Raw genomic sequence first — 20,238 nt, forward strand, 5'->3', positions numbered from 1 at the left:
CGTGTACGGCGCGGACGGCCGCCGGTCCTCGGCGGCACCGACGCCGGGGGCGTACCCGACCACCTTCCGCCGCCCGCCGTGAGCCCGTCCGGCCGTGCCGCCCCGGGCCCCCGCGCCGGCGTACGACGCCGTCGGCCCGGCCGGTGAGGGCGCTTCCGGACTTCCGGGGGCGCCCGGACCGGGTGGAGGACGCGCCGCCGCGCCACCGGCCGCCCCGGAGCCCGCGGCGCGTCGGCGCACTCCGGCCGGTCGCACCGTCCCCCGTGGCGGCGCGCTGCTCGCGCCCGGAGGCGGAAGGCCGGGCGACCGGCGGAGGCGGGGCGGCCGAGGGCGGTCGCGGCGCTCCTCCCACCCGCTCCGCCGCGGCTCGCTCAGGCGTTCGCCCGTCCGTCGACGGGGATGCCCAGCCGGTCGGCCACGGCGGTCAGAGCCGCTCCCAGGGGGAGCGCGACGCGGGTGAGGGCGTGCCGGTCGCCTCGTGTCGGGTCCCGGTTGACGATCAGTACCGGCTTCCCCTCCTGGGCCGCCTGGCGGACGAACCGGAGCCCGGACATCACCGTCAGCGAAGAGCCCAGCACCAGCAGCGAGGCCGCCTCGCGGACCAGTTCCCGGCAGTGCTCGACCCGTCGCGGTGGAACGGCCTCGCCGAAGAACACCACGTCCGGTTTGAGGACGCCGCCGCAGAGCACGCAGGGCACCACGCGGAAGTCCCCGACCTGCCCGTCGGTGAGGTCGGCGTCACCGTCCGGATTGAGCCCGGCGGCCACCGGCTCGAAGCCCGCATTGGCCTCCTCCAGCCTGCGGGCGAGTTCGCGGCGCGGACTGAGGGCGCCGCAGGAGAGGCAGACGACCCGGCCCAGGCTTCCGTGGAGTTCCACGACCCCCTCGCTGCCGGCGGCCTGGTGCAGGCCGTCGACGTTCTGGGTGATCACACCCGAGAGCAGCCCGTGCCGCCCGAACGCGGCCACGGCCCGGTGCCCGGCGTTGGGCCGGGCACGGCCGAAGGTGCGCCAGCCGAGGTGGCTGCGCGCCCAGTACCGGCGCCGGGCACGGGCACTGGCGACGAAGTCCTGGTAGGTCATCGGAGTGTGCCGGCTCAGGCTCCCGCCCTCGCCCCGGTAGTCGGGGATGCCCGACTCCGTGGAGATGCCCGCCCCGCTGAGCACCAGCACACCGCCGGTGCCCAGCGCGTCGGCGACCGGACCCGGATCCGTGGTGCCCGGCGGCAGGCCCTCGGCGGGGGTCCAGCTCAGAGTGGGGCGCATACGCATGCCGCCAGGGTACGGAACGGGCTCCACCACCCGCCCCCGCGGACGGCACCGTCGGCCCGGCGCGCCGCCGACGACGGCGTGGGCGTGGGCGATCCGAAGTCCGCCCGGAAGGGCCTCGGGGACGCCGCCGGGCGGGCCGAGGAGAGGAACCCGTCCACCGGCGCGGACGGGACGCTGTCCCCGGACGCCGTCGGCAACGTCTGCGGGGTCGAGCCGACCGGTGGGGAGAAGACCATCGAGGAGGCGGACCGGGAGATCGCGCGAATCCTCGGGTGGGACGCCAGGGCCGACCCCGACCTCGCCTACGGCCCGGCGGCGGACATCGGTCCGGGCCAGCGGTCCCGCAACGCCCCGGGGCCCACCGGCACCGACTCGCGAAGAGGGCCGGCGGGGACGCGTACGACGCGCTGGAGCCCGCCCTTCAGGGCAGGAACCCTCGACCGGGGCTCGGTTCGGACGTGTCCGTACTCGCCGGGCCGGGACCGGCCCCCGGCGAGGGCCCCCGGCGCCGCGACTGCCACTACGGCGACGGGGCGACCGAGCTGACCGGGTCCGGCAGGAGCATGGAGCGGTCGCGGCCGGACACGTGGGAGCAGTGGCGGTACACAGGACTGCTGCGAGGGGGCGGAACGAGGCGCCGGCGACCATGCCGGTCGGGTCCTCGCCGGGCTGGGGGAAGACCGGCACGGTGATCCGCGCGGCCTTCGCGGAGCCGTCCTCGTCGAGTCGGAGTGCGCGACCGGTGTCCCGCGCGGCCTCCACCTGCGGGCCGCGGGCGCCGCAGGACCGGCCGGTGACGCACGGGAAGCCGCTCCGTGAAGCGTCAGCCCTGCGGCGGCACGGCGGCGAACGCCTCGCCCGGCCGGCTCGCCGGAGTGAAGCGGGCGGCACCGGGCCCGGCCGGCACCAGGGCCTCGCGGACGGCCTTGGCGACGTTCTGGACGGTGGTCACGCCGTAGCCCATGGTGCCGTTGTCCTGCGTCGACACGGTGATCGTGTAATCGTGGCCGGCTCCCTTGGAGGTGCCCAGGCTGTGCACGCGCCGGCCGTGCGCGGAACGCTGCACCCAGCCGTTCTCGACCCGCACGGAGACGGAGGACGGGGCACCGGCCGGGGTGCCCCGGCGCTGCGAGGGGACGCCCCCGCCCATCAGCTTCTGACGCGGTCGGGCGGGTGCCGACCGCGCCGTGCCCGCCCCCGCGCCGCCGGGCCGGGCGGAGCGCCCGCGGGGCCTCGGGGCGTGCCGGGGGACGGGCGGTACACCGACCGGGGGACGCCGGTGTCCGCCGGATGCCGGATTGCCCCGTGTGAGCGGAGAGGTGGCGGGGCACCCCATCCTTCATGCGTATCGTGGTGACCGGAGCGACCGGGAACATCGGTTCCGCCGTCGTGCAGCGCCTGCGGGCCGAGGGCGGGCACGACCTCGTGGGCCTGGCCCGGCGGCTGCCCGAGGGCCCCGACGGCCGTGGAGTCGACTGGCGCTCCGTGGACCTCAGCACCGAGGCGTGCCACGGCGCGCTCGTCGAGGCGTTCACCGGTGCGGACGCGGTCGTCCACCTGGCGTGGGGCTTCCAGCCGTCCCACGACCTCGCCTACCTCGCCGAGCTGGGCGTCGGCGGCACCCGCCGGGTACTTCGAGCCGTCACCGAGACCGGCGTCCCCCATCTGGTCCACATGTCCTCGGTCGGCGCCTACTCACCGAAGAAGGACGACCGTCCGGTCGACGAGTCCTGGCCCACCGGCGGCGTGCGCAGTTCGCGGTACAGCCGGCACAAGTCGGCCGCCGAACGCCTTCTCGACCGGCACGAGACCTCCGGCGCCGGCACGCTGGTCACCCGCCTGCGGCCGGGGATCGTCGGGCAGCGCGCCGCCGGCAGCGCCCTCCTCCGGTACGGCGTGCCCGCCCTGGTGCCCGCCAGGGCGCTCGACCTGCTCCCGGTCCTGCCGATGGACCGGAGGCTGACCATCCCGATGGTCCACACCGACGACGTCGCCGAGGCGATCGCCGCGGTGCTCCGCCGGCGTGCGGGCGGGCCGTTCAACCTCGCCGCCGACACGCCCGTCACCGCGGCGGTCCTCGCGGACGCGCTCGGCGCCAGGCTGGTGCACGTGCCCTCCGCGGTGATCCGCGCCGCGATGTCGGCCGCCTGGCACGCGCACCTGCAGCAGGTCGACACCGGGTGGCTCGACATGGGCTTCGCGCTCCCGACGCTGGACACGACCCGTGCGCGCACGGAACTCGGCTGGGCCCCGTCCAAGGACGGCCCACAGGTGCTCGCCGAGGTCGTCGAGGGCATGAGGCAGGGCGCGTCCGGCCGGACACCCGTGCTGCGGCCACGCACCGTCCCCGGCGCGCTCGGCGACGCGATCCGTCGCGGTCCGGTCGCCGTGCGACGGCGCCCGTGACCGCCGGCACGGCCCCGGCGCACCCCGGACCGCCGTCCCCCGGGGCACCGCGGTCCGGGGCGCGGTGCCCCGGACGGTCGCGTCTGCTCGCGTTGCTCGCCGCCGCCCACGGCGGGCCGGCCCTGGCCGTCGGCGCCGTCACGGGCCTGCTCGCGCTCCGCGGCGACCTGAGCCGTCCCGACGCCGTCGTCGTCACCGCGGCGGTCCTCACCGGCCAGCTCACGATCGGCTGGGGCAACGACCTGTACGACCTGCCACGCGACCGCGCCGTCGGCCGCACCGACAAGCCGCTGGTCACCGGGGTCCTCCCGGTCGGCTGGGCGGTGTGCGCCCTGGTCGTGACCGGACTCGCCTGCCTCGTGCTGTCCGCGCTCGTCGGCTGGCGCGGCGCGCTGGTCAACGTCGTCCTCGGTGCCGGCGCGGGCCACGCCTACAACCTGTGGCTCAAGGCGACCCGGTGGTCGTGGGTGCCGTACGCCAGCGCCTTCGGGACGTTGCCTTCCGTCGTCACCCTCGCCGGTCCTGCCCCGGCCTGGGCGCCGCTGTGGACGGCCGGGGCGGGGGCCGCGCTCGGCGTCGGGGCGCACCTGCTCAACACGCTGCCCGACCTCGCCGACGACGAACGCACCGGCGTACGCGGCCTGCCGCACCGGGTCGGCGAGCACCCCTCGCGCGTCCTGGCCGCCGTACTGCTGTCCGCCGCCTCGCTGCTGGCCGTATTCGGCCCCGCCGGGCCCCTCCGGCATGGGCGTGGGCGGTTCTCGCACCGGTGGCGTTCCTCGTGGCGCTCACGGCGGCCGCCGGTGGCCGTTCCCCCTTCCGGGCGGCGGTGGCCGTCGCCCTGATCGACGTCGTACTGCTCGTGACGGTCGGCTGATGGGGCCGGCGTCCGCCCACTGGGACCTCGTCGTGGTCGGCGCCGGGCCGGCCGGTGCCGCCACCGCCCTGGGCGCGTTGCGCGCCGACCCCGGTCTGCGCGTCGCCCTTCTGGACCGGGCGGACTTCCCGCGGGACAAGGCCTGCGGCGACGGAGTGGCCCCGCACGTCGCGGACCTCCTCGCCGAGGTCGGTGTCACCGGCCTCCTCGACGACCGGGTCCCGGTCGGCCGTCTCCGCCTCGGCCGCGACGGCCTGGTCGCCGAGCGGCGGACGGCCCGGCCGTCGTGGGTGGTGCCGCGCCGGGTCCTCGACGCCCGGCTGGTCGACGCGGCGGTCGCCGCCGGTGCCCGGCTCATCCGGCACCGGGTCCGCGACCTGCGGTGGCGCACCGGCGCGGTGGTCCTGGACGGGGAGTTCTCCGCCGCGGTCGTGGCCGGGGCCGACGGCGCCCACTCGGTCGTCCGGCGCGCGCTCGGCCTGCCCCGCGGCCCGACGGCCCTGGCGCTGCGCGGCTACGCCCCGGTCGCACCCGGGCGGCGCGGCGCGCTGGTCATCGAGTTCGGCACCCGCCACCAGCCGTCGTACGCCTGGTCCTTCGACCGGGGTGACGGCCTCGCGAACGTGGGGTACGGCGAAGTCCTCCGCGCGGACCGCCCGGCACCGACCCGTGCCCGGCTGTTCGAGCGCCTCGAGGCGCTCCTGTCCGGCGCCACCGACGGCGGGCGGGACTGGGTGGGGCACCACCTGCCGCTGGCGACGGCGCGCCTGCCCCTTCCGGCCGGCCGCGTACTGCTGGCGGGGGACGCCGCCCGCCTGGTGAACCCGCTGACCGGGGAAGGCATCCACTACGCCGTGGCCACCGGCATCGCGGCCGGCCGCGCCGCCGCCGCGGCCCTGCGCGACGGGCGGCCCGAGCGGGCGGGACGGCGGTACGCCCGCGCCGCCCGCCGGCTCCTGCTGCCCCACCTGCGCCACACCGCCCTGGCCGCCCGGCTCGCCCGCGACGGGCGCGTCGTCGAGGCCGGACTGCGGGCCGCGGCCGCCGACCAGCGCGTCTTCGACGACCTCGTCGAACTCGGTCTCGCCCGCGGCCGGTTCACCCCCGGCGTCGTGCTGGGCCTGGGCCGGGCGCTCCTCCCTCCCGTCCGTCCGACCGGCCGACCTCAGGAGCCAGCATGACCATACGCGTCCTCAGCGTCCGCGGTGCCCTGCCCGAGCACCGCCACCGGCAGGAGGAGATCACCGAGTCCTTCACCACCACCCTGGTCGAGGGCGCGGTCGACCGCGCCCTCGTCGAGCGGCTGCACCGCAACGCCCGCGTCGAGACCCGGTACACCGTGCTCCCGCTGGAGGAATACGCCCGGCTCGGGGACTTCGGCCGGTCCAACGACGTCTTCATCCGGGCCGGCGTCGAACTGGGGGCGCGCGTGGTCGTCGACGCGCTCAAGGACGCCGGCCTCACGCCGGCCGACGTCGACTACATCGTGTCGTGCACGGTGACCGGTCTGGCCGTTCCCTCCCTCGAAGCCCGCGTCGCGGCGGAGATCGGGCTGCGCCCCGACGTGGTGCGCCTGCCCCTGGTCGGCCTCGGTTGCGTCGCCGGCGCGGCCGGCGTCGCCCGCCTGCGCGACCTGCTGCGCGGCCGCCCGGACGGGGTCGCGGTGCTGATGTCGGTCGAGCTGTGCTCGCTCACGCTCCAGCGTCAGGACACCTCGGCCGCCAACCTCGTGGCGAGCGGCCTGTTCGGGGACGGCGCGGCGGCGGTGGTCGCCGTCGGCTCCGAGCACCCGCTCGCGCGGTCCGACGACCCCGCGCGACCCGAGGTGCTCGCCTCGCGCAGCCGCCTCTACCCCGACTCGGAACGCACGATGGGCTGGGACGTCGGCTCCGGTGGGTTCACGATCGTGCTCGACTCCTCGGTCCCCGACGTGGTGCGCCGGTACGTCGGCGACGACGTCCGCGGCTTCCTCGCCGACCACGGGCTGGCCTCGAAGGACCTCGGCTGGTACGTCGCGCACCCCGGCGGCCCCAGGGTCCTGGAGGCCCTGCAGGAAGCGCTCGGGGTCGAGCGGGACGCCCTGGCGGTGACCTGGGACTCGCTGCGCCGGATCGGCAACCTGTCCTCCGCCTCGGTACTGCACGTCCTGGCCGACACGCTCGCCACCCGCCCGCCCCGGCCGGGTTCCCACGGGCTGATGCTCGCCATGGGCCCGGGCTTCTGCTCCGAACTGGTGCTCCTGCGCGCCCCGGGGGCCGAAGGGTGAGCGGTCAGATCCTGTTCACCGTCCTGGTCCTGGCCGTGGCTTCGGAGCGGGTCGCCGAACTGGCCGTCTCCCGCCGCAACGCCGCCTGGAGCCTGGCGCGGGGCGGCGTGGAGGCCGGGCGTGGGCACTACCCGTTCATGGTGGTGCTGCACACGGGCCTGCTGGCCGGCGCGCTCGCGGAGGTGTGGGTGCGCCGACCGGACGCCGTGGCGGCCCTCGCCTGGAGCATGCTCGTCCTCGTCGCGGCCGCACAGGCGCTGCGCTGGTGGTGCATCGCCACGCTGGGCCGGCAGTGGAACACCCGGGTGATCGTCGTGCCCGGCGCCCCGCGCGTGACCGGCGGGCCCTACCGCCGGCTCCCGCACCCGAACTACGCCGCCGTCGCCGTCGAGGGGTTCGCGCTCCCGCTGGTGCACTCGGCCTGGGTCACGGCGCTCGTCTTCACCCTGCTGAACGGTTTCCTGCTCGCCGTCCGCATCCGTACCGAGGACGCCGCTCTGACGCGGCTGGCCTGAGGGGGCGCGCATGGACCTGCTCGTCGTGGGCGCGGGGCCCGCGGGCCTGGCCACGGCGCTGCACGCGGTCCGGGCGGGGCTGGAGGTGGCCGTCTGGGAGCAGCGGGCCGGCACCGTCGACAAGGCATGCGGCGAGGGCCTGATGCCGGGTGCCGTCGCCGCCCTGGCCGCGCTCGGCGTCCATCCGCCGGGGCGCGAACTGCGCGGCATCCGGTACGTCGCCGGGCCGCGCCGGGCCGACGCCGAGTTCCGGACGGGCCCGGGGCGCGGGGTGCGCCGCACCGCGCTGCACGCGGCGCTGCGCGAGGCGGTGCTGGCCGCGGGCGTGCCGGTCGAGCAGCGCACCGCGCGCCGCGTCGAGCAGGACGGGGACGGCGTGGTGGTCGACGGCGTCCGCGCCGGCCACCTCGTGGCGGCGGACGGCCTGCACTCGCCGATCCGGCGGGCCCTGGGCCTGCACCGGCCGGGCCGCTCCCGCCGGCGGAACGGGATGCGGCGCCACTACGCGCTCGCCCCCTGGAACGACCGCGTCGAGGTGCACTGGGCCCCCGACGCGGAGGCCTACGTGACCCCGGTCGCCGACGACCTGGTGGGTGTCGCGGTGCTCACCGCCGGCCGCGGACCGTACGACGACCACCTCGCCGCCTTCTCCGCGCTGCGGGAGCGGCTGGCGGGAGCGGAGGCCGCCGGGCCGGTGCGCGGGGCGGGCCCGCTCCACCAGCGTTCGAGCGCGCGTACCGCCGGCCGGGTGCTGCTCGTGGGCGACGCGGCCGGCTACGTCGACGCCCTGACCGGCGAGGGCATCGCGCTGGCGCTCGCGCAGGCGCCGGCGGCGGTGCGGGCGGTCGTCAGCGGTGACCCGGCGGCCTACGAACGGCAGTGGCGGCGGATCACCCGGCGCTACCGCTGGCTGACCCACGCGCTGCTCGGCGCGACGGGGGCGGCCCCGGTCCGCGCGGCGCTGGTGCCCGCGGCGCAGCGGCTGCCGTGGTTGTTCTCCGCGGCCGTCGAGGCGCTGGCACGCCCGGCGGGGGAGCGGTCCGGCGGGCTCTGACCGCCGCCGCGGGCCCGCGCGAAGTCCAGCGCTGCCAGGCCGGTGCCGCCACCGGTGTTCACCCTGACCGCCGGCCCGGCGGCGGGCGGCCCGCAGTCCGCCTCCTACCGAAGGAGGCGGACTGCGTGGACCCGTCGCCGTCCCGTACCCGGCCGGAGGCGGTCGCCGGGGCGAGATGTACCCGTCCCCGGCAACCGCACCTCCGCACGGACGCCGCGTCGAGGCGGCCGTCCCGGGGACGGGAGGACCGGGCCGCCGACCGGAAGGAGGCCGACGGCGGCCGGCCCCCCCGGGCCCCGACACCGAGCTCCGCGAGGAGGGGGAGACCGCCGAGCGTCCGGTCGGCTGAGGCCTCGCCACCCGGTACGGCCGACCCCCGACGGCTACCTCGCCGGACTCCGCCCGCGCGCCTCGACGGTCCGGAGCGAAGGCCTCACCGGGGCCGCCTCGCGATCAGGACTCAGCGCGCACCCCGGTCGCAGCGGCCCGCGGGCCGGGCCCGCGTGACCACGTCGGTGGTGCCGGTCGTCGAGTCCAGCCACACCACCCGGCTGGCCCCGACGGCCGCGGGGTGCGTCTGGGCGCCCCGGTTGCAGGAGACACGGCCCTTGTAGGTGCCCGGAGCGCCGGGGGTTCCGGCGGCCGCGAACTGGTGGAGCTTGGGGCTGGCCTCGTTGCTGAGAGGGGCGTCGGGCAGGTGGCTGAGAATCGTCACGCTGTCCTCGGAGACCGTCAGGCCGAGCGCGTACTGCGCGTCCGGCCCGTGTGCGGGAAGGAGGTCAACCGCTTCGGACCCCTTCAGAGTGGCTCGCCGCAGGGTCGTCGCGCCGTCGGCGGGGTCCTCGTCGAGGAGCCAGAAGACGTGGGTGCCGTTGACGGCCGTCGGACCGAGGCTCGTCGTGCCGGGGTACTCCTGGATCACCGTGCTCTCGCCGGTCGCGACGTCGACGACGAGGACCCGCCACTCGTAGACGGCGCGCGCCCCCAGCGCCACCCGCCGCCACTCGCGGTAGGCGACCTTGCCGTCGCTCACCGACGGCGAGTAGGCCCGGTGATAGGTCCCGCCGCCGAACCTCTCGATGTTCGCCGGATCCTTCAGGCTCAGATAGGCCACCGCCGAGCGCCCGCCCACGTTCGCGTAGTTGAAGGCCACGACGTCGCCGTCGACGCCGGAGACGCTTCCGCCGCTGCGGCCGGACCACAGCGTGCGCACGACGCCGCCCGCGAGCGACCTCGCCAGGAGCTCGACGCCGCCGGGGCCGTAGGCCTGCCACACCACGGTCTTGCCGTCGGTGGCCGGATTGGCGTGATATCGGCCGTCGTTGGGGCTCATCAGCTTCGGCTGACCCTTGCCGTCGGCCCGTCCGGCCCACACCGAGTACGGCTCCGAACCGTCCTCGTTGGACCGGGAGGCCGCCCACCAGCCGCCGCCCGCGCCCAGCTTCGTACCGGTGGTGTTGATCCGGCTGAAGAGCGGCTTGGAGTCGATGCCGAGGGCCAGCTCCCAGCCGGGCACGATGCCGTGTGCGGTGAAGGCGCCGCGCAGGGCCCTCAGGGAGCTCCCCGCGACACCGAGGTCCCTGGCGGCGGCGAGGACGGCGGCGCGGCCCTCGGTGAAGCCGTCGAGCGGCGTGAGGTACTCGGTCAGCGCCTTGTACACGATCCTGTCGGTGAGGTCCGCGCCGAGTTCCTCGCGGGCGTCCCACAGGGCTCCGCCGAAGATGGTCGAGTTGAGGTGGACGCCGCCGTTGTCGTTGAGGAAGTCCAGACCGAGGAAGGATCCGGTGGTGGTCCGCCCGTCGGACAGGTCCCGCAGGGCGCATTCGCGGGGGCTCTTCGTCCGGCACAGGCGCTCCCCGACCAGGCCGGAGTCCGGGTCGGTCACCGGGATGCCGTGGACCTCCGCCTCGACGGCGTTGCCGAAGTAGTCGGCGAGGGCCTCGCTGAGGGCGCCGGACTGGCCCGCGTAGACCAGGTTCGCCGAGTGCTCGATCACACCGTGCGTCAGCTCGTGACCGACGACGTCGAGGGCGGCGGAGAGCGGCCGGTACTCCTGGTCCCCGCTGCCGTACACCACCTTCCGGCCGTCCCAGAAGGCGTTGACGTAGGGCTCTCCGAACTCCGTCACACCGACCAGGGAGTCGATCCCCATACCGCGGCCGTCGAGGCTGTCACGGCCGTGCTTGTCACGGAAGTAGTCGTAGACCCGGGCTGTGGCCCAGTGCGCGTCGACGGCTCCCGCCTCGGTGGCGTCGGCGCCGAACTCGGGGGTGGGCGAGGCGAACTGCTCGACGCCCTCGGGCCACTGCCCGCCGACCTCGCCGACGTTCCTGCCGCGCGCGTCCCAGGTGGCCAGGGTCCGAGCGCCGTACTCGTCCGGTATGCGGGTGCGGTCCCGCAGCAGGTACGGCCCGCCGTCCTCGCCGCGGAACACGTCGAGCGGCACGGGGGTGCCGTCGAGCCGGACACCGCTGCCCTTCTCGTCCCCGGCGGCCCGCGCCCGCTGCCCGGCGGCGTCCGTCGGCGACTTCCCGGCCGCCCGGTCCGGCGCGTCGAAGGTCTTGACGCCGCTGTGGGCGAGGACCGGGTAGCCGGCGCGGGCGTCGACGTACACCTCCCGCAGCACCGGTTCGCCGGTGGCCGGAGCGGTGCCGCGTACGGTGACGCGCTGGGTGAGGACACCCGTGCCCATGGGCAGGACGACGAGCCCGCGGGCGGTGCCCCGCAGCGGGACCTCCTCTTCCGCGCCCTCGCGCGGCGCCGTCGCCAGGTGCCGCCCGGCGAGGTCGTCGAGGACGCCGTCCACGGCCCGTTCCACGGCGAGTTCCTCGCCGACCTCGGGCGTCGTCGATACGCTCAGCCCGGTGAAGTACCGGCCGGAGGTGCCGGTGACGATCCGCTCGCCGCCCTTCCTCTCCATGCGCACGACGTACTGACCGCCCAGGACGGGCACGTCGCGGTGCCGCTGCTCCAGGCGCACGGTCTCACGGCCGTCCGAGACGGCGGTCGCGACGGGCACGAGGTCGCGTTCCACGTGCTCGATCCGGTACCGCTCCGGCTTGTCGCCCAGATGGGCGCGGGCCGCCTCCGCCGCGCCGTCCGCCTCCGGGGCACGCTCCCGGATGCCCTGTACCAGGGCCGGTGTGGCCGTTCGCTGCCCGGGGACCACCTCGCCCGGGCTGGGCGGTGGCGGCGCCTGCCCTCCCGCCGCCGCGGCGCCGGCGGGCACCGCCGAAACGACGAGTGCGGCGACGCCCGTCAGCGCCACCGCACCCGATATCGCACTCAGCCGTATTCCACGGCCGCCTCTACGGCCTCTGCCTCTTCTGCAGTGACGCACGGTCCCTCAGCTTTCGCTCGTCGACGGCGCCGGCGACACCGCGTCCCCGGCACAGGGTCATCGAAACCGCGATGTGCCGCTGTATCAACAGGCCCGGAAACCCGGCGGTGACTTTCGGCCGATCGCAACGCACGTGCCCACCTGCCCCCGTCCGGCCACCGGCCGCACCCTTGTTCGGGCACGTTGCCCGAGCCGGCGTACGCCTGCCCCGTACGGCGTGCCGCGGCCGCGCCGGCCGGCCCTGACAGGAGTCACCGGCCGTCTTCCGGTTGTGGAGCAGCCCGCCGCTCCGGGACCAGCGGGCTCGCTCCGGTTCGCGGTGCCGGCCGTCGCCGGGGGCCCCGCAGGCCACCGTCCCGTCGAACGAGCGACTCGGACACCGGGCCGGGCGGAGGGCCCAGTTCAGTGCGCGGTTGCCGTGGTGGAGGTGAGACGGGTCCAGCCGGCGGGTGGCGCCAGGAGCGTGCGGACGTGGGGTTTGCGGGTGCGCAGCCGCACGCGTCCCCGGTGACCGTGAAGGATGAGGTGGCCGAGGTGTTCGAGCGCTTTGACGGCGAAGCCGCTCGCCGGGCACATGCCGTCGCCTTTGCCGAAGGGGAGGTAGGAACGCCGCTGGTCGTCGGTCAACCGCTCCCAGCGCGAGGGGCGGAAGTCCAGCGGCCTGTCCCACACGGCCGGCGACCGGTGGACCGCGTGCGTGCCGATCAGGACGTGCTCGCCTTCGCGGACCGGGACGCCTCCGACATCGTGGTCGGTGGAGGCCACCCTGACCAGGCGCCACGCGGTCGGGTACAGGCGGAGCGCCTCCCTTACCAGCTGATGGATCTGCTCCCGCCGCACCGCGGGGGTGTCGTAGCCGTGCTGGACGCCGAGCATCACCACCCACTCGAGGGCCACGCCGGTGAAGCCGACCGTGGACAGGACGAGGCGTTGCAGCAGCTGCGCGCGGTCGGCCAAGGACAACTCCCCGGGCAGGCCGAGCACCAGATCGACCAGATCCTGCGCGGCACCTTCCCGCGCCGGCAGCCGGCCGAGTTGCTCGGCGAGCCCGGCCCGGACGGCGGGCACCACCCGATGCGACCGCCTCAGCACATGGCCGACGACATCGTCTGCGACGACGCTCGACGTCACGTAGGCGTCGACGAGGGCGTTGATTTCGGTATGCCGCCGGTGTGCGATCACGGGGGCGAAGTACCGCCGGGCCAGTTCGACGCCCCAGCGGTGGTGCCGCAGACGGCCGCGGCCGTCACTCACCTCGCCGAGCGCGGAGCCGAGGTCGAACGACGACGGGAGGTCGTGCCGGGCCAGGACCCCGAGCAGTTCGCGGGAGGCTTCTCTCCGGACCGCCGGGGGCAGCGACCGCGGTCCGAGGCGGAGGAAACCGGACTGGGACAGATAGGCGTCCGCCGAGTCGACGAGCACCTCCCGGGCCGCGTCGGCATCGGCCACGAAGAGGGTGCCGAAGCGGAGCCTGAACGGACCGTCGCGGTCCGCGGCCTGCTTCTCCCACCGCCGCAGGTGCGGCCACAGACTCCTCCTGTCCAGGAACACGATCGTCCGCCCATCTGAGGAGGGCGGGACTCCCGGCGGACCCGCCGGGAGTCCCGCCCTCTCACGGGGAGAGAGGTCAGGCGTTGTGCCCGTACCTGTCGCCGTACTGGTTGCGACGCGTACGCACCTCGCCGCTGAGCGCCCGGAGGCTTCTGACGACCCATGTCATCCCCGCCGTCCTCCCCGCCGGTCGAAGGTGTGCCCGTTCCGGCCGCCGGGCCTCAGTCCTGCTGCCCATAGCCGACGAAGTACCCGTGCCATCGCGCACGCATCTCACCGCTGAGCGCCCGAAGGCCGCTGGTCACCCACGACATCGCCGTCCTCCTCGTTGACCGGTGCTCCCAGGTGGTACCGCCCGGTACGACGTCCTGCCGCTTGCACCGCGCTCGCCGTGCGTGATCGGCTCACCGGTGAACCGGCCGACCGTGAGGGCGTCCACCGGTCCGTGACGCTACCCCCGCCACAGAACCGGGTGAACCACCGGAACCGGCCAAAGGCGGCGGTACCCGCACCCGCGGGTCTTCGGCCGCAAGGCCCGGCGGCCTCTTCGGCGCCGGTGGGAGGGGCGTCGAACGCACCGCCGGACGACCACGTCTTGTGTCCGACATCTCTCCGGCGCTGGGCAGGGCACGACGCCCTCCCTCAGCAACACCGCGCGCGGCCCCGGCCTCCCTGATCGGGATGCCGGCCGTTCCGCACCGCCTGTTCCCTCCCGGGACCCGGCCTCGCGCGGGAGGCACCCGACCGGCCCGCCCCCGCTCCCACCGGACGTCGCCGACGCCGCAGCCCCTCCGCGATCGCCGCCCGGGACGCCGCGCGTTGCGGCGGCAACGGCGGGACCCGCCTGCTGCGAGGGTCCCGAGGGCTGAGTGGTGTCGACGGCGAACCAACCCTCCACGCCTACGAGGCCGCGGGCAACCCACTGCCGGTGGGCCACCAGCGGCAGCGCGGGCGGACAACGCACCTACACCTACAACGGGGCCATCCCGACCTGTGGAAAGTTCCAAGGTCGGCACTGCACGTCGAAGGACGCCAGCGGCAAGACCACGTCCTTCACCTGCGACACCGAGGGCGACCCGACCAAGGTCACCCCGCCCGCAACCGCCTGCCCCGGCGGCACCACCCAGAGCACCATCTGAATGCCTCCAACCGACCCGCCGTCATCAGAACGCTCTCAGGCGCCATCCCCCTGGCCGACCTCGCCTGTGCCCACGAGTACGGCCTGACCCCATCCCCTTCCTCGAGCAGCGCTTGTTGGTGGATTCGAGCAGCACTGTCGGTCCGGGCGTGCGACTTCTGTCCGTGAGGTGTGACGGCACCCGGCCTTGGAGCCAGGCGGAGGCCTTCGTCGTCTGTGACGGCCCGCGGCGGGGATCGCCGTTCTCAGATGTGGAGATCGGGCGGGAAACCGGTCCACCGGAGGCCGGCGGGGAGGTGGCCGGTGTCGTTGAAGAGGAGGACGGAGGGGGGCCGGCCGGGTGCGTAGCGGATGACGGTAAGCGCGGCGTTGGCGTGGTTGACGCCCATCCAGCGCCACTTCGGGGCGTCGAGAGCGGCCCGGACGAGCCAGCCGATGAGGAAATTGTGGGTGACGACGAGTTCGTGGCGCGGCTCGTCGCCGACGACGGGTCCCGCGAACAGCGTGAGAGCCTTCCGGGCCAGGCCGGGGCCCTGCTCGCGTTCCTCGGCCGGGAACTGAGCCAGGTGACCGAGCAGGGCGTCGGCCGATTCCGACGGCAGTTCCTCGTGTTGCGGCATGTAGGGGATGTAGTCGCCGGCCGGCCCCGAACACTGCAGGGCGACGCCGTCGAGCTGCTCGCAGACCAACTGTGCCGTCTGATGCGCGCGTGCAAGCGGGCCGTGGTGGATCGTCGTGAGCGGGGCCCCGCGGAGCCGCTCCCCGAGCAGGACGGCCTGCCGGCGGCCGTTGTCCGTCAGCGCGCCCTCCTCGGGTGAGGCCTCACCGTGCCGCGTGAGATACAGATAACGGGCGGCTAGGGGCTGTCTCTTGTTGTGATCAAGCACGGGGATGGGTGCCGGTCCGGTAGGACTGTGGTGTGACGCGTGCGCAACTCACGGACCAAGAGTGGGAGTTCATCGGGCCGTTCCTGCCGGTCGGCAGGTTCGGCCCGTACCCCGAGCGGCTGCGTGAGCAGTTCGAAGGGGTGATCTGGCGGTTCCGGACCGGCAGCCAGTGGAGGGAGATGCCCGAGCGGTTCGGCGCCTGGCAGACCGTCTACAACCGCTTCATGCGATGGCGGGACGCGGGCGTCTTCCAGGCCCTGCTGGACGAAGCGATCGCCGAAGCCGCCCGCAGGGACGAGATCGACATGTCCCTGGTCAGCGTGGACTCCACCACCACGCGGGCCCATCACGACGCCGCCGGCATGCGGGTCAGCGAACAGACCCTGTCCGCACTCGAGGAGGCGGCCGTGCAAAAGGGGGAGCGTCGAAGGGACAAGACGGGCAGGACAGCGAAAGCGATCCGGTCCGCGCCGAACGCCAACGCATCCGCTTACGACGGCGGGCCCGGCTGAAGGCCGCCCTCCTCGGGCGGTCCCGCGGCGGGCTGACCAGCAAGATTCACCTGGCCGCCGACCGGCGCTGCCGGCCGATGGCCCTCCTTCTGACCGCCGGGCAGGCTGGCGACAGCCCCCACTTCATCCCGGTGCTGAGCAAGGTGCGGGTCCGTCTGCCCGTCGGCCGTCCCCGCACCCGGCCCGCCGCCGTGGCCGGTGATAAGGCCTACTCCTCCCGCGCCAACCGAGCCCACCTGCGCAAACGCCGCATCAAGGCGGTCATCCCGGAGAAGAAGGACCAGGCCGCCAACCGCAGGAAGAAAGGCAGCCGGGGCGGCAGGCCCGTCACCCACAATGCCGATCTCTACCGCGACCGCAACACGGTCGAGCGGGCCATCAACAGGATGAAGGACTGGCGCGGCATCGCGACCCGCTACGACAAGACACCCGAGAGCTACCTCGCCGGACTCCATCTCCGCGCAGCGACCATCTGGATCAGCAGCCTCCTGAAAGCCCAATGATCACAACTGGAGACAGTCCCTAATGCCGACATGGGCGAGTCCTCCGTCAGGGTTCGCGATCTTGCTGCCGTCTGGACGGACGTTGACACGTGCCCCGTAGTTCCGCAGCCGACGGGTGTGCCACCTTCCGGACCCAGGTGCTGGTGAGGTGACAGATGCCGATTCCGATGATCGTGTGGTCGGAGGTGACGGCGGCATGATCGGGGCCTTCCATCAGAAGCACCCCGCTGCCGCCGTGGCAAGTACCTCAGTGAGCCTCTTTCATCCTGAATAGTTGCAGGTCAGTAGTGTGTGGACGGCTTGGACGATGGTGTCGATGCGGCGGGTGGAGCATCTGGCTCGGCGGAGGATGCGCTAGGACTTCAGCTGTGCGAAGGCCCGTTCCCCGGGAGCTCTCAGCCGTGTGTGGTCGCGGTTGAACTGCTGGTAGTGCTCGGGTTGTTCGCGGTGGTTCTTGTACGGGGTGCGGAAGGTGGCGCCGGTTCCCTGGTAGGCGCGGTCGGCCAGGACGAGGATCTGCCGGGTCAGGCAGGCCTGGACGATGCCGTGGGCCCGGGCCGCGGTCAGGTCGTGGGTGCGGCCCGGTGTCGCGCGCGAGAACTACAGCGGTGTGCCGTCGGGACGGGCGATGACCTGCAGGTTCATGCCATGCCGGCGGTGTTTCATCGAGTAGTACGGCTCGTCGGCTGCGATCCGGTCGATGGGGATCAGGGTGCCGTCAACGATGACGTGGTCGCCCTCACCGAGGCCGGTGAGGGCTTCATGGAGACCGGGCGCCCAGTCGGCCAGGACGTCCAAGGTCTCGTCAACGTACCGCCAGGCGGTGGCCTGCGATATTCCGAACCCGGCCCCGAGCTGCGGGAACGTCTCGTTCTTCCGCAAGTGCACCAGCGTGAGGAGTGCCTGCTTGAAGCACCCGAGCTTGCGCCAGCGGGTGTTACGCGCGCGGCGGCGCTCGTACAGCAGCCAGGCGACGTGCTCGACGAGCTCGTGCGGGACGTCGAGCATGGCAGGATACGGAACCAACAGGGCCCCTCCGGTCGCCGGTGTGATGAGTGGAATCACCACGCCAACGACGAGGGGCCCTGCCTCGTCACCACACCCGCTGACCAGCTCATTTAACCCTCCAGCACAGGATGAAAGAGGCTCACTTGACAACTTGGCAAGTGAATCCCACGATGGGAACCTTGTATGACTCGGCACGTTCGTAGGAGCACCCACAAAAGGCTGGCCCGGAAATGCCCGATCTGGATACCGACACCACCACATCCGTTCATGACACCCGCTTACGAAGCGACGAGGCGCTCCGGCTCACGGCCATCACCAAGCGACACCCCGGCCCTCAGGGCACCACGAGAGCCGCGGCGGACGGCATTGACCTGACGGCCCGTCGCAGTGAGATCTTCGGCCTTCTCGGTCCCACCGGTGCCGGCAGGGCCACGACAATCCAGACGCTGGCCGGTCTGCGCCGTTCCACCTCTGGAACCGTGCGTATCCTGAGGGTCGTTATGGTGACCGCTCAGGCGGTCGCCTTGCCCACGATGGCTGTTGCTCCGGAAAAGGTGGAAGCGGTCAGGCTGCCCGCACTGTTCGGCATCGCCTTTCTAGGTCTGACCGTGTTCGGCGGTGTCGACTACCCCGCCGGCGGCCGCCTGGCCTCGCCGGACGCCACCACCAACGTGGGCACGCTAATCCAGCTCGCCGCCCCCTTCCTCAGCGATCCTGCCTTTCCTAGGGCGCTCATGCCGGATGACGCCCGCACCGTGCTGGGCCCGCTTCCGGGCACCTTCTTCGGGGACCCCATGCTCACCCGGATGCCGAACGGCTCGCCCCAGCACCCGGTGTAACTTTCGATCCTGGTGGTGCTCGCCACGGCGGCGGTATGGCTTGCGGTGCGTACGCTCCGCCGAGACCAGGGCGAAACGGCATAACGCGCGACAGGAAAGCGGCGCGAAAGAAACCGGACACTGACGTTTTCTCAGCGAAATAATCTTCGGGAAGTGGGTTGATCAGGGCGTTAAGGGTTGGGTCGGACAGCGGTGGCCCGGGTGCGGACAGACGTGAAGCCTCTGGTAGGACAGTTCTCACCACAAGATCGTCCGTTGCACCAGAGGCTTCACGTTGGTCACCTATGTTGCCATGCTCGACGTCCCGCGCCACGTGGTGGAATACGTGGCCCGGCTGCTGGCCGGCCACCGCCGCCGGATCGGCACCCCGAAGGGCTCCCGGGCGTTGAGCCCGTTCCGGCAGGCCGTCTTCGTGCTGCGCTGGTTCCGCGAGGCCGGCTGCGTGCACTGCCTGGCCCGCGATGCGGGAATCTCGCAGGCCACCGGCTACCGCTACCTCCACGAGGCAATCGACGTCCTGGCCGACCAGGCCCCCGAGCTGCATGAGGTGCTGGACCGCTGCCGCGCGCGGCAGATGAGCCACGTGGTGCTGGACGGCACCCTGATCTCCTGCGACCGTGTCGCCGGGACTACCGAGAAGGGCAACGACCTGTGGTACTCCGGCAAGGCTCGGCACTTCGCCGGGAACATCCAGTTCGTGGCCGCACCCGACGGCACCCCGCTGTGGGTCTCCGACGTCGAACCCGGATCCGTCCACGACCTGCGTGCCGCCCGCATCCATGCCCTGCCCGCCTTGTACGCGGCGGCCCGCGCCGGTCTGCCGACGCTGGCCGACGTCGGCTACACCGGCGCCGGCAAGGGCATCCACACCCCGTTCCGTCCGCACCCCGACATCGCTTCCCCGCTCGCGCCGGACAACCGCGCCCACAACCGGCTCCTGCGCGGCATCCGGGCCCTGGGCGAACGGGCCGCCGCTGAACTCAAGCAGCGCTGGCGCGCGCTGCAGCACGTCACGCTCAGCCCCAGCCGGATCGGACGCATCGCCCAAGCCGCACTCGTCCTCAACAACTCATGGAAGTGACAACCGCTGAGAAAACGTCACTGACGTTTTCTCAGCGAAATAATCTTCGGGAAGTGGGTTGATCAGGGCGTTAAGGGTTGGGTCGGACAGCGGTGGCCCGGGTGCGGACAGACGTGAAGCCTTTGGTAGGACGGTTCTCACCACAAGATCGTCCGTTGCACCAGAGGCTTCACGTTGGTCACCTATGTTGCCATGCTCGACGTCCCGCGCCACGTGGTGGAATACGTGGCCCGGCTGCTGGCCGGCCACCGCCGCCGGATCGGCACCCCGAAGGGCTCCCGGGCGTTGAGCCCGTTCCGGCAGGCCGTCTTCGTGCTGCGCTGGTTCCGCGAGGCCGGCTGCGTGCACTGCCTGGCCCGCGATGCGGGAATCTCGCAGGCCACCGGCTACCGCTACCTCCACGAGGCGATCGACGTCCTGGCCGACCAGGCCCCCGAGCTGCATGAGGTGCTGGACCGCTGCCGCGCGCGGCAGATGAGCCACGTGGTGCTGGACGGCACCCTGATCTCCTGCGACCGTGTCGCCGGGACTACCGAGAAGGGCAACGACCTGTGGTACTCCGGCAAGGCTCGGCACTTCGCCGGGAACATCCAGTTCGTGGCCGCACCCGACGGCACCCCGCTGTGGGTCTCCGACGTCGAACCCGGATCCGTCCACGGCCTGCGTGCCGCCCGCATCCATGCCCTGCCCGCCTTGTACGCGGCGGCCCGCGCCGGTCTGCCGACGCTGGCCGACGTCGGCTACACCGGCGCCGGCAAGGGCATCCACACCCCGTTCCGTCCGCACCCCGACATCGCTTCCCCGCTCGCGCCGGACAACCGCGCCCACAACCGGCTCCTGCGCGGCATCCGGGCCCTGGGCGAACGGGCCGCCGCTGAACTCAAGCAGCGCTGGCGCGCGCTGCAGCACGTCACGCTCAGCCCCAGCCGGATCGGACGCATCGCCCAAGCCGCACTCGTCCTCAACAACTCATGGAAGTGACAACCGCTG

General features: G+C 73.6%; 16 protein-coding genes and 2 pseudogenes. 12 read left to right on the forward strand and 6 right to left on the reverse strand.

Annotated features, from left to right (window positions below; genetic code table 11):
- Positions 1-371: 371 nt before the first annotated feature.
- Complete coding sequence (locus LUW75_RS24015) at positions 372-1,271, reverse strand: NAD-dependent protein deacetylase (protein ID WP_250337475.1); 900 nt, start codon at positions 1,269-1,271, stop codon at positions 372-374.
- Positions 1,272-1,355: 84 nt separating this feature from the next.
- On the opposite strand from LUW75_RS24015, the gene LUW75_RS24020 reads away from it, so the two are divergent.
- The gene (locus LUW75_RS24020) at positions 1,356-1,817 is read left to right on the forward strand and encodes a hypothetical protein (protein WP_250337476.1); all 462 of its coding nucleotides are present in this window, start codon (positions 1,356-1,358) and stop codon (positions 1,815-1,817) included.
- 277 nt (positions 1,818-2,094) lie between these two features.
- Here LUW75_RS24020 and LUW75_RS24025 read toward each other — a convergent pair whose 3' ends face one another.
- The gene (locus LUW75_RS24025) at positions 2,095-2,421 is read right to left on the reverse strand and encodes a hypothetical protein (RefSeq protein WP_349816453.1); all 327 of its coding nucleotides are present in this window, start codon (positions 2,419-2,421) and stop codon (positions 2,095-2,097) included.
- 191 nt (positions 2,422-2,612) lie between these two features.
- On the opposite strand from LUW75_RS24025, the gene LUW75_RS24030 reads away from it, so the two are divergent.
- The 6 genes from LUW75_RS24030 to LUW75_RS24055 all read left to right on the forward strand — a co-directional run bounded on the left by LUW75_RS24030 (position 2,613) and on the right by LUW75_RS24055 (position 8,389).
- Positions 2,613-3,677 carry an NAD-dependent epimerase/dehydratase family protein gene (locus LUW75_RS24030; protein ID WP_250337477.1) on the forward strand — a complete coding sequence of 355 codons (1,065 nt, stop codon included), beginning with the start codon at positions 2,613-2,615 and terminating at the stop codon, positions 3,675-3,677.
- Positions 3,678-3,769: 92 nt separating this feature from the next.
- A complete protein-coding gene (locus LUW75_RS24035; RefSeq protein ID WP_250337478.1) occupies positions 3,770-4,522 on the forward strand; it encodes a UbiA family prenyltransferase in 753 nt (250 codons plus the stop codon).
- Between the two features lie 31 nt (positions 4,523-4,553).
- Complete coding sequence (locus LUW75_RS24040) at positions 4,554-5,735, forward strand: geranylgeranyl reductase family protein (RefSeq protein WP_250337479.1); 1,182 nt, start codon at positions 4,554-4,556, stop codon at positions 5,733-5,735.
- Positions 5,732-6,820 carry a type III polyketide synthase gene (locus LUW75_RS24045; RefSeq protein ID WP_250337480.1) on the forward strand — a complete coding sequence of 363 codons (1,089 nt, stop codon included), beginning with the start codon at positions 5,732-5,734 and terminating at the stop codon, positions 6,818-6,820. The genes LUW75_RS24040 and LUW75_RS24045 overlap by 4 nt, the downstream gene beginning before the upstream one ends.
- Entirely contained in the window at positions 6,817-7,335 is a 519-nt protein-coding gene (locus LUW75_RS24050) for an isoprenylcysteine carboxyl methyltransferase family protein (RefSeq protein ID WP_250337481.1), read from the forward strand. The genes LUW75_RS24045 and LUW75_RS24050 overlap by 4 nt, the downstream gene beginning before the upstream one ends.
- A gap of 10 nt (positions 7,336-7,345) precedes the next feature.
- Positions 7,346-8,389 carry an NAD(P)/FAD-dependent oxidoreductase gene (locus tag LUW75_RS24055; RefSeq protein WP_250337482.1) on the forward strand — a complete coding sequence of 348 codons (1,044 nt, stop codon included), beginning with the start codon at positions 7,346-7,348 and terminating at the stop codon, positions 8,387-8,389.
- Positions 8,390-8,849: 460 nt separating this feature from the next.
- Here LUW75_RS24055 and LUW75_RS24060 read toward each other — a convergent pair whose 3' ends face one another.
- Together LUW75_RS24060 and LUW75_RS24065 are read right to left on the reverse strand one after the other, a co-directional pair.
- Entirely contained in the window at positions 8,850-11,657 is a 2,808-nt protein-coding gene (locus tag LUW75_RS24060; protein WP_250337483.1) for a M4 family metallopeptidase, read from the reverse strand.
- Positions 11,658-12,131: 474 nt separating this feature from the next.
- Positions 12,132-13,280, reverse strand: a complete 1,149-nt coding sequence (locus tag LUW75_RS24065; RefSeq protein ID WP_250337484.1) for a cytochrome P450 — start codon at positions 13,278-13,280, stop codon at positions 12,132-12,134.
- An 872-nt stretch (positions 13,281-14,152) separates the two neighbouring features.
- Here LUW75_RS24065 and LUW75_RS24070 point away from each other — a divergent pair.
- Positions 14,153-14,419: a hypothetical protein gene (locus LUW75_RS24070; RefSeq protein ID WP_250337485.1), complete on the forward strand. Its 267-nt coding sequence runs from the start codon at positions 14,153-14,155 to the stop codon at positions 14,417-14,419.
- A gap of 244 nt (positions 14,420-14,663) precedes the next feature.
- Here LUW75_RS24070 and LUW75_RS24075 read toward each other — a convergent pair whose 3' ends face one another.
- Positions 14,664-15,305 (reverse strand): histidine phosphatase family protein, encoded by a 642-nt coding sequence (locus LUW75_RS24075; protein WP_250337486.1) that lies wholly within the window; start codon positions 15,303-15,305, stop codon positions 14,664-14,666.
- Positions 15,306-15,337: 32 nt separating this feature from the next.
- Between LUW75_RS24075 and LUW75_RS24080 the strand changes: the two are divergent.
- Positions 15,338-16,320: pseudogene (locus LUW75_RS24080) on the forward strand (IS5 family transposase).
- A 261-nt stretch (positions 16,321-16,581) separates the two neighbouring features.
- Here LUW75_RS24080 and LUW75_RS24085 read toward each other — a convergent pair.
- Positions 16,582-17,388, reverse strand: a pseudogene (locus LUW75_RS24085) (transposase family protein).
- A 170-nt stretch (positions 17,389-17,558) separates the two neighbouring features.
- On the opposite strand from LUW75_RS24085, the gene LUW75_RS24090 reads away from it, so the two are divergent.
- From LUW75_RS24090 to LUW75_RS24100, 3 genes are all read left to right on the forward strand, one after another.
- On the forward strand, positions 17,559-18,167 hold the full coding sequence (locus LUW75_RS24090; RefSeq protein ID WP_250337487.1) for an ATP-binding cassette domain-containing protein: 609 nt from the start codon (positions 17,559-17,561) through the stop codon (positions 18,165-18,167).
- 274 nt (positions 18,168-18,441) lie between these two features.
- The gene (locus tag LUW75_RS24095) at positions 18,442-19,248 is read left to right on the forward strand and encodes a transposase family protein (RefSeq protein ID WP_250333784.1); all 807 of its coding nucleotides are present in this window, start codon (positions 18,442-18,444) and stop codon (positions 19,246-19,248) included.
- 174 nt (positions 19,249-19,422) lie between these two features.
- Positions 19,423-20,229, forward strand: a complete 807-nt coding sequence (locus LUW75_RS24100) for a transposase family protein (RefSeq protein ID WP_250336566.1) — start codon at positions 19,423-19,425, stop codon at positions 20,227-20,229.
- Positions 20,230-20,238: the final 9 nt, after the last annotated feature.

The sequence above is a fragment of the Streptomyces sp. MRC013 genome (assembly GCF_023614235.1).
In the GTDB taxonomy this organism is placed as follows: domain Bacteria; phylum Actinomycetota; class Actinomycetes; order Streptomycetales; family Streptomycetaceae; genus Streptomyces.

Excerpts from the sequence above, each read along its gene's own strand:
- LUW75_RS24045 (WP_250337480.1), top strand. The coding sequence starts at position 5,732 with ATGACCATACGCGTCCTCAGCGTCCGCGGTGCCCTGCCCGAGCACCGC.
- LUW75_RS24030 (WP_250337477.1), top strand. The coding sequence starts at position 2,613 with ATGCGTATCGTGGTGACCGGAGCGACCGGGAACATCGGTTCCGCCGTC.
- LUW75_RS24015 (WP_250337475.1), bottom strand. The coding sequence starts at position 1,271 with ATGCGTATGCGCCCCACTCTGAGCTGGACCCCCGCCGAGGGCCTGCCG.
- LUW75_RS24090 (WP_250337487.1), top strand. The coding sequence starts at position 17,559 with ATGCCCGATCTGGATACCGACACCACCACATCCGTTCATGACACCCGC.
- LUW75_RS24025 (WP_349816453.1), bottom strand. The coding sequence starts at position 2,421 with ATGGGCGGGGGCGTCCCCTCGCAGCGCCGGGGCACCCCGGCCGGTGCC.
- LUW75_RS24055 (WP_250337482.1), top strand. The coding sequence starts at position 7,346 with ATGGACCTGCTCGTCGTGGGCGCGGGGCCCGCGGGCCTGGCCACGGCG.
- LUW75_RS24040 (WP_250337479.1), top strand. The coding sequence starts at position 4,554 with ATGGGGCCGGCGTCCGCCCACTGGGACCTCGTCGTGGTCGGCGCCGGG.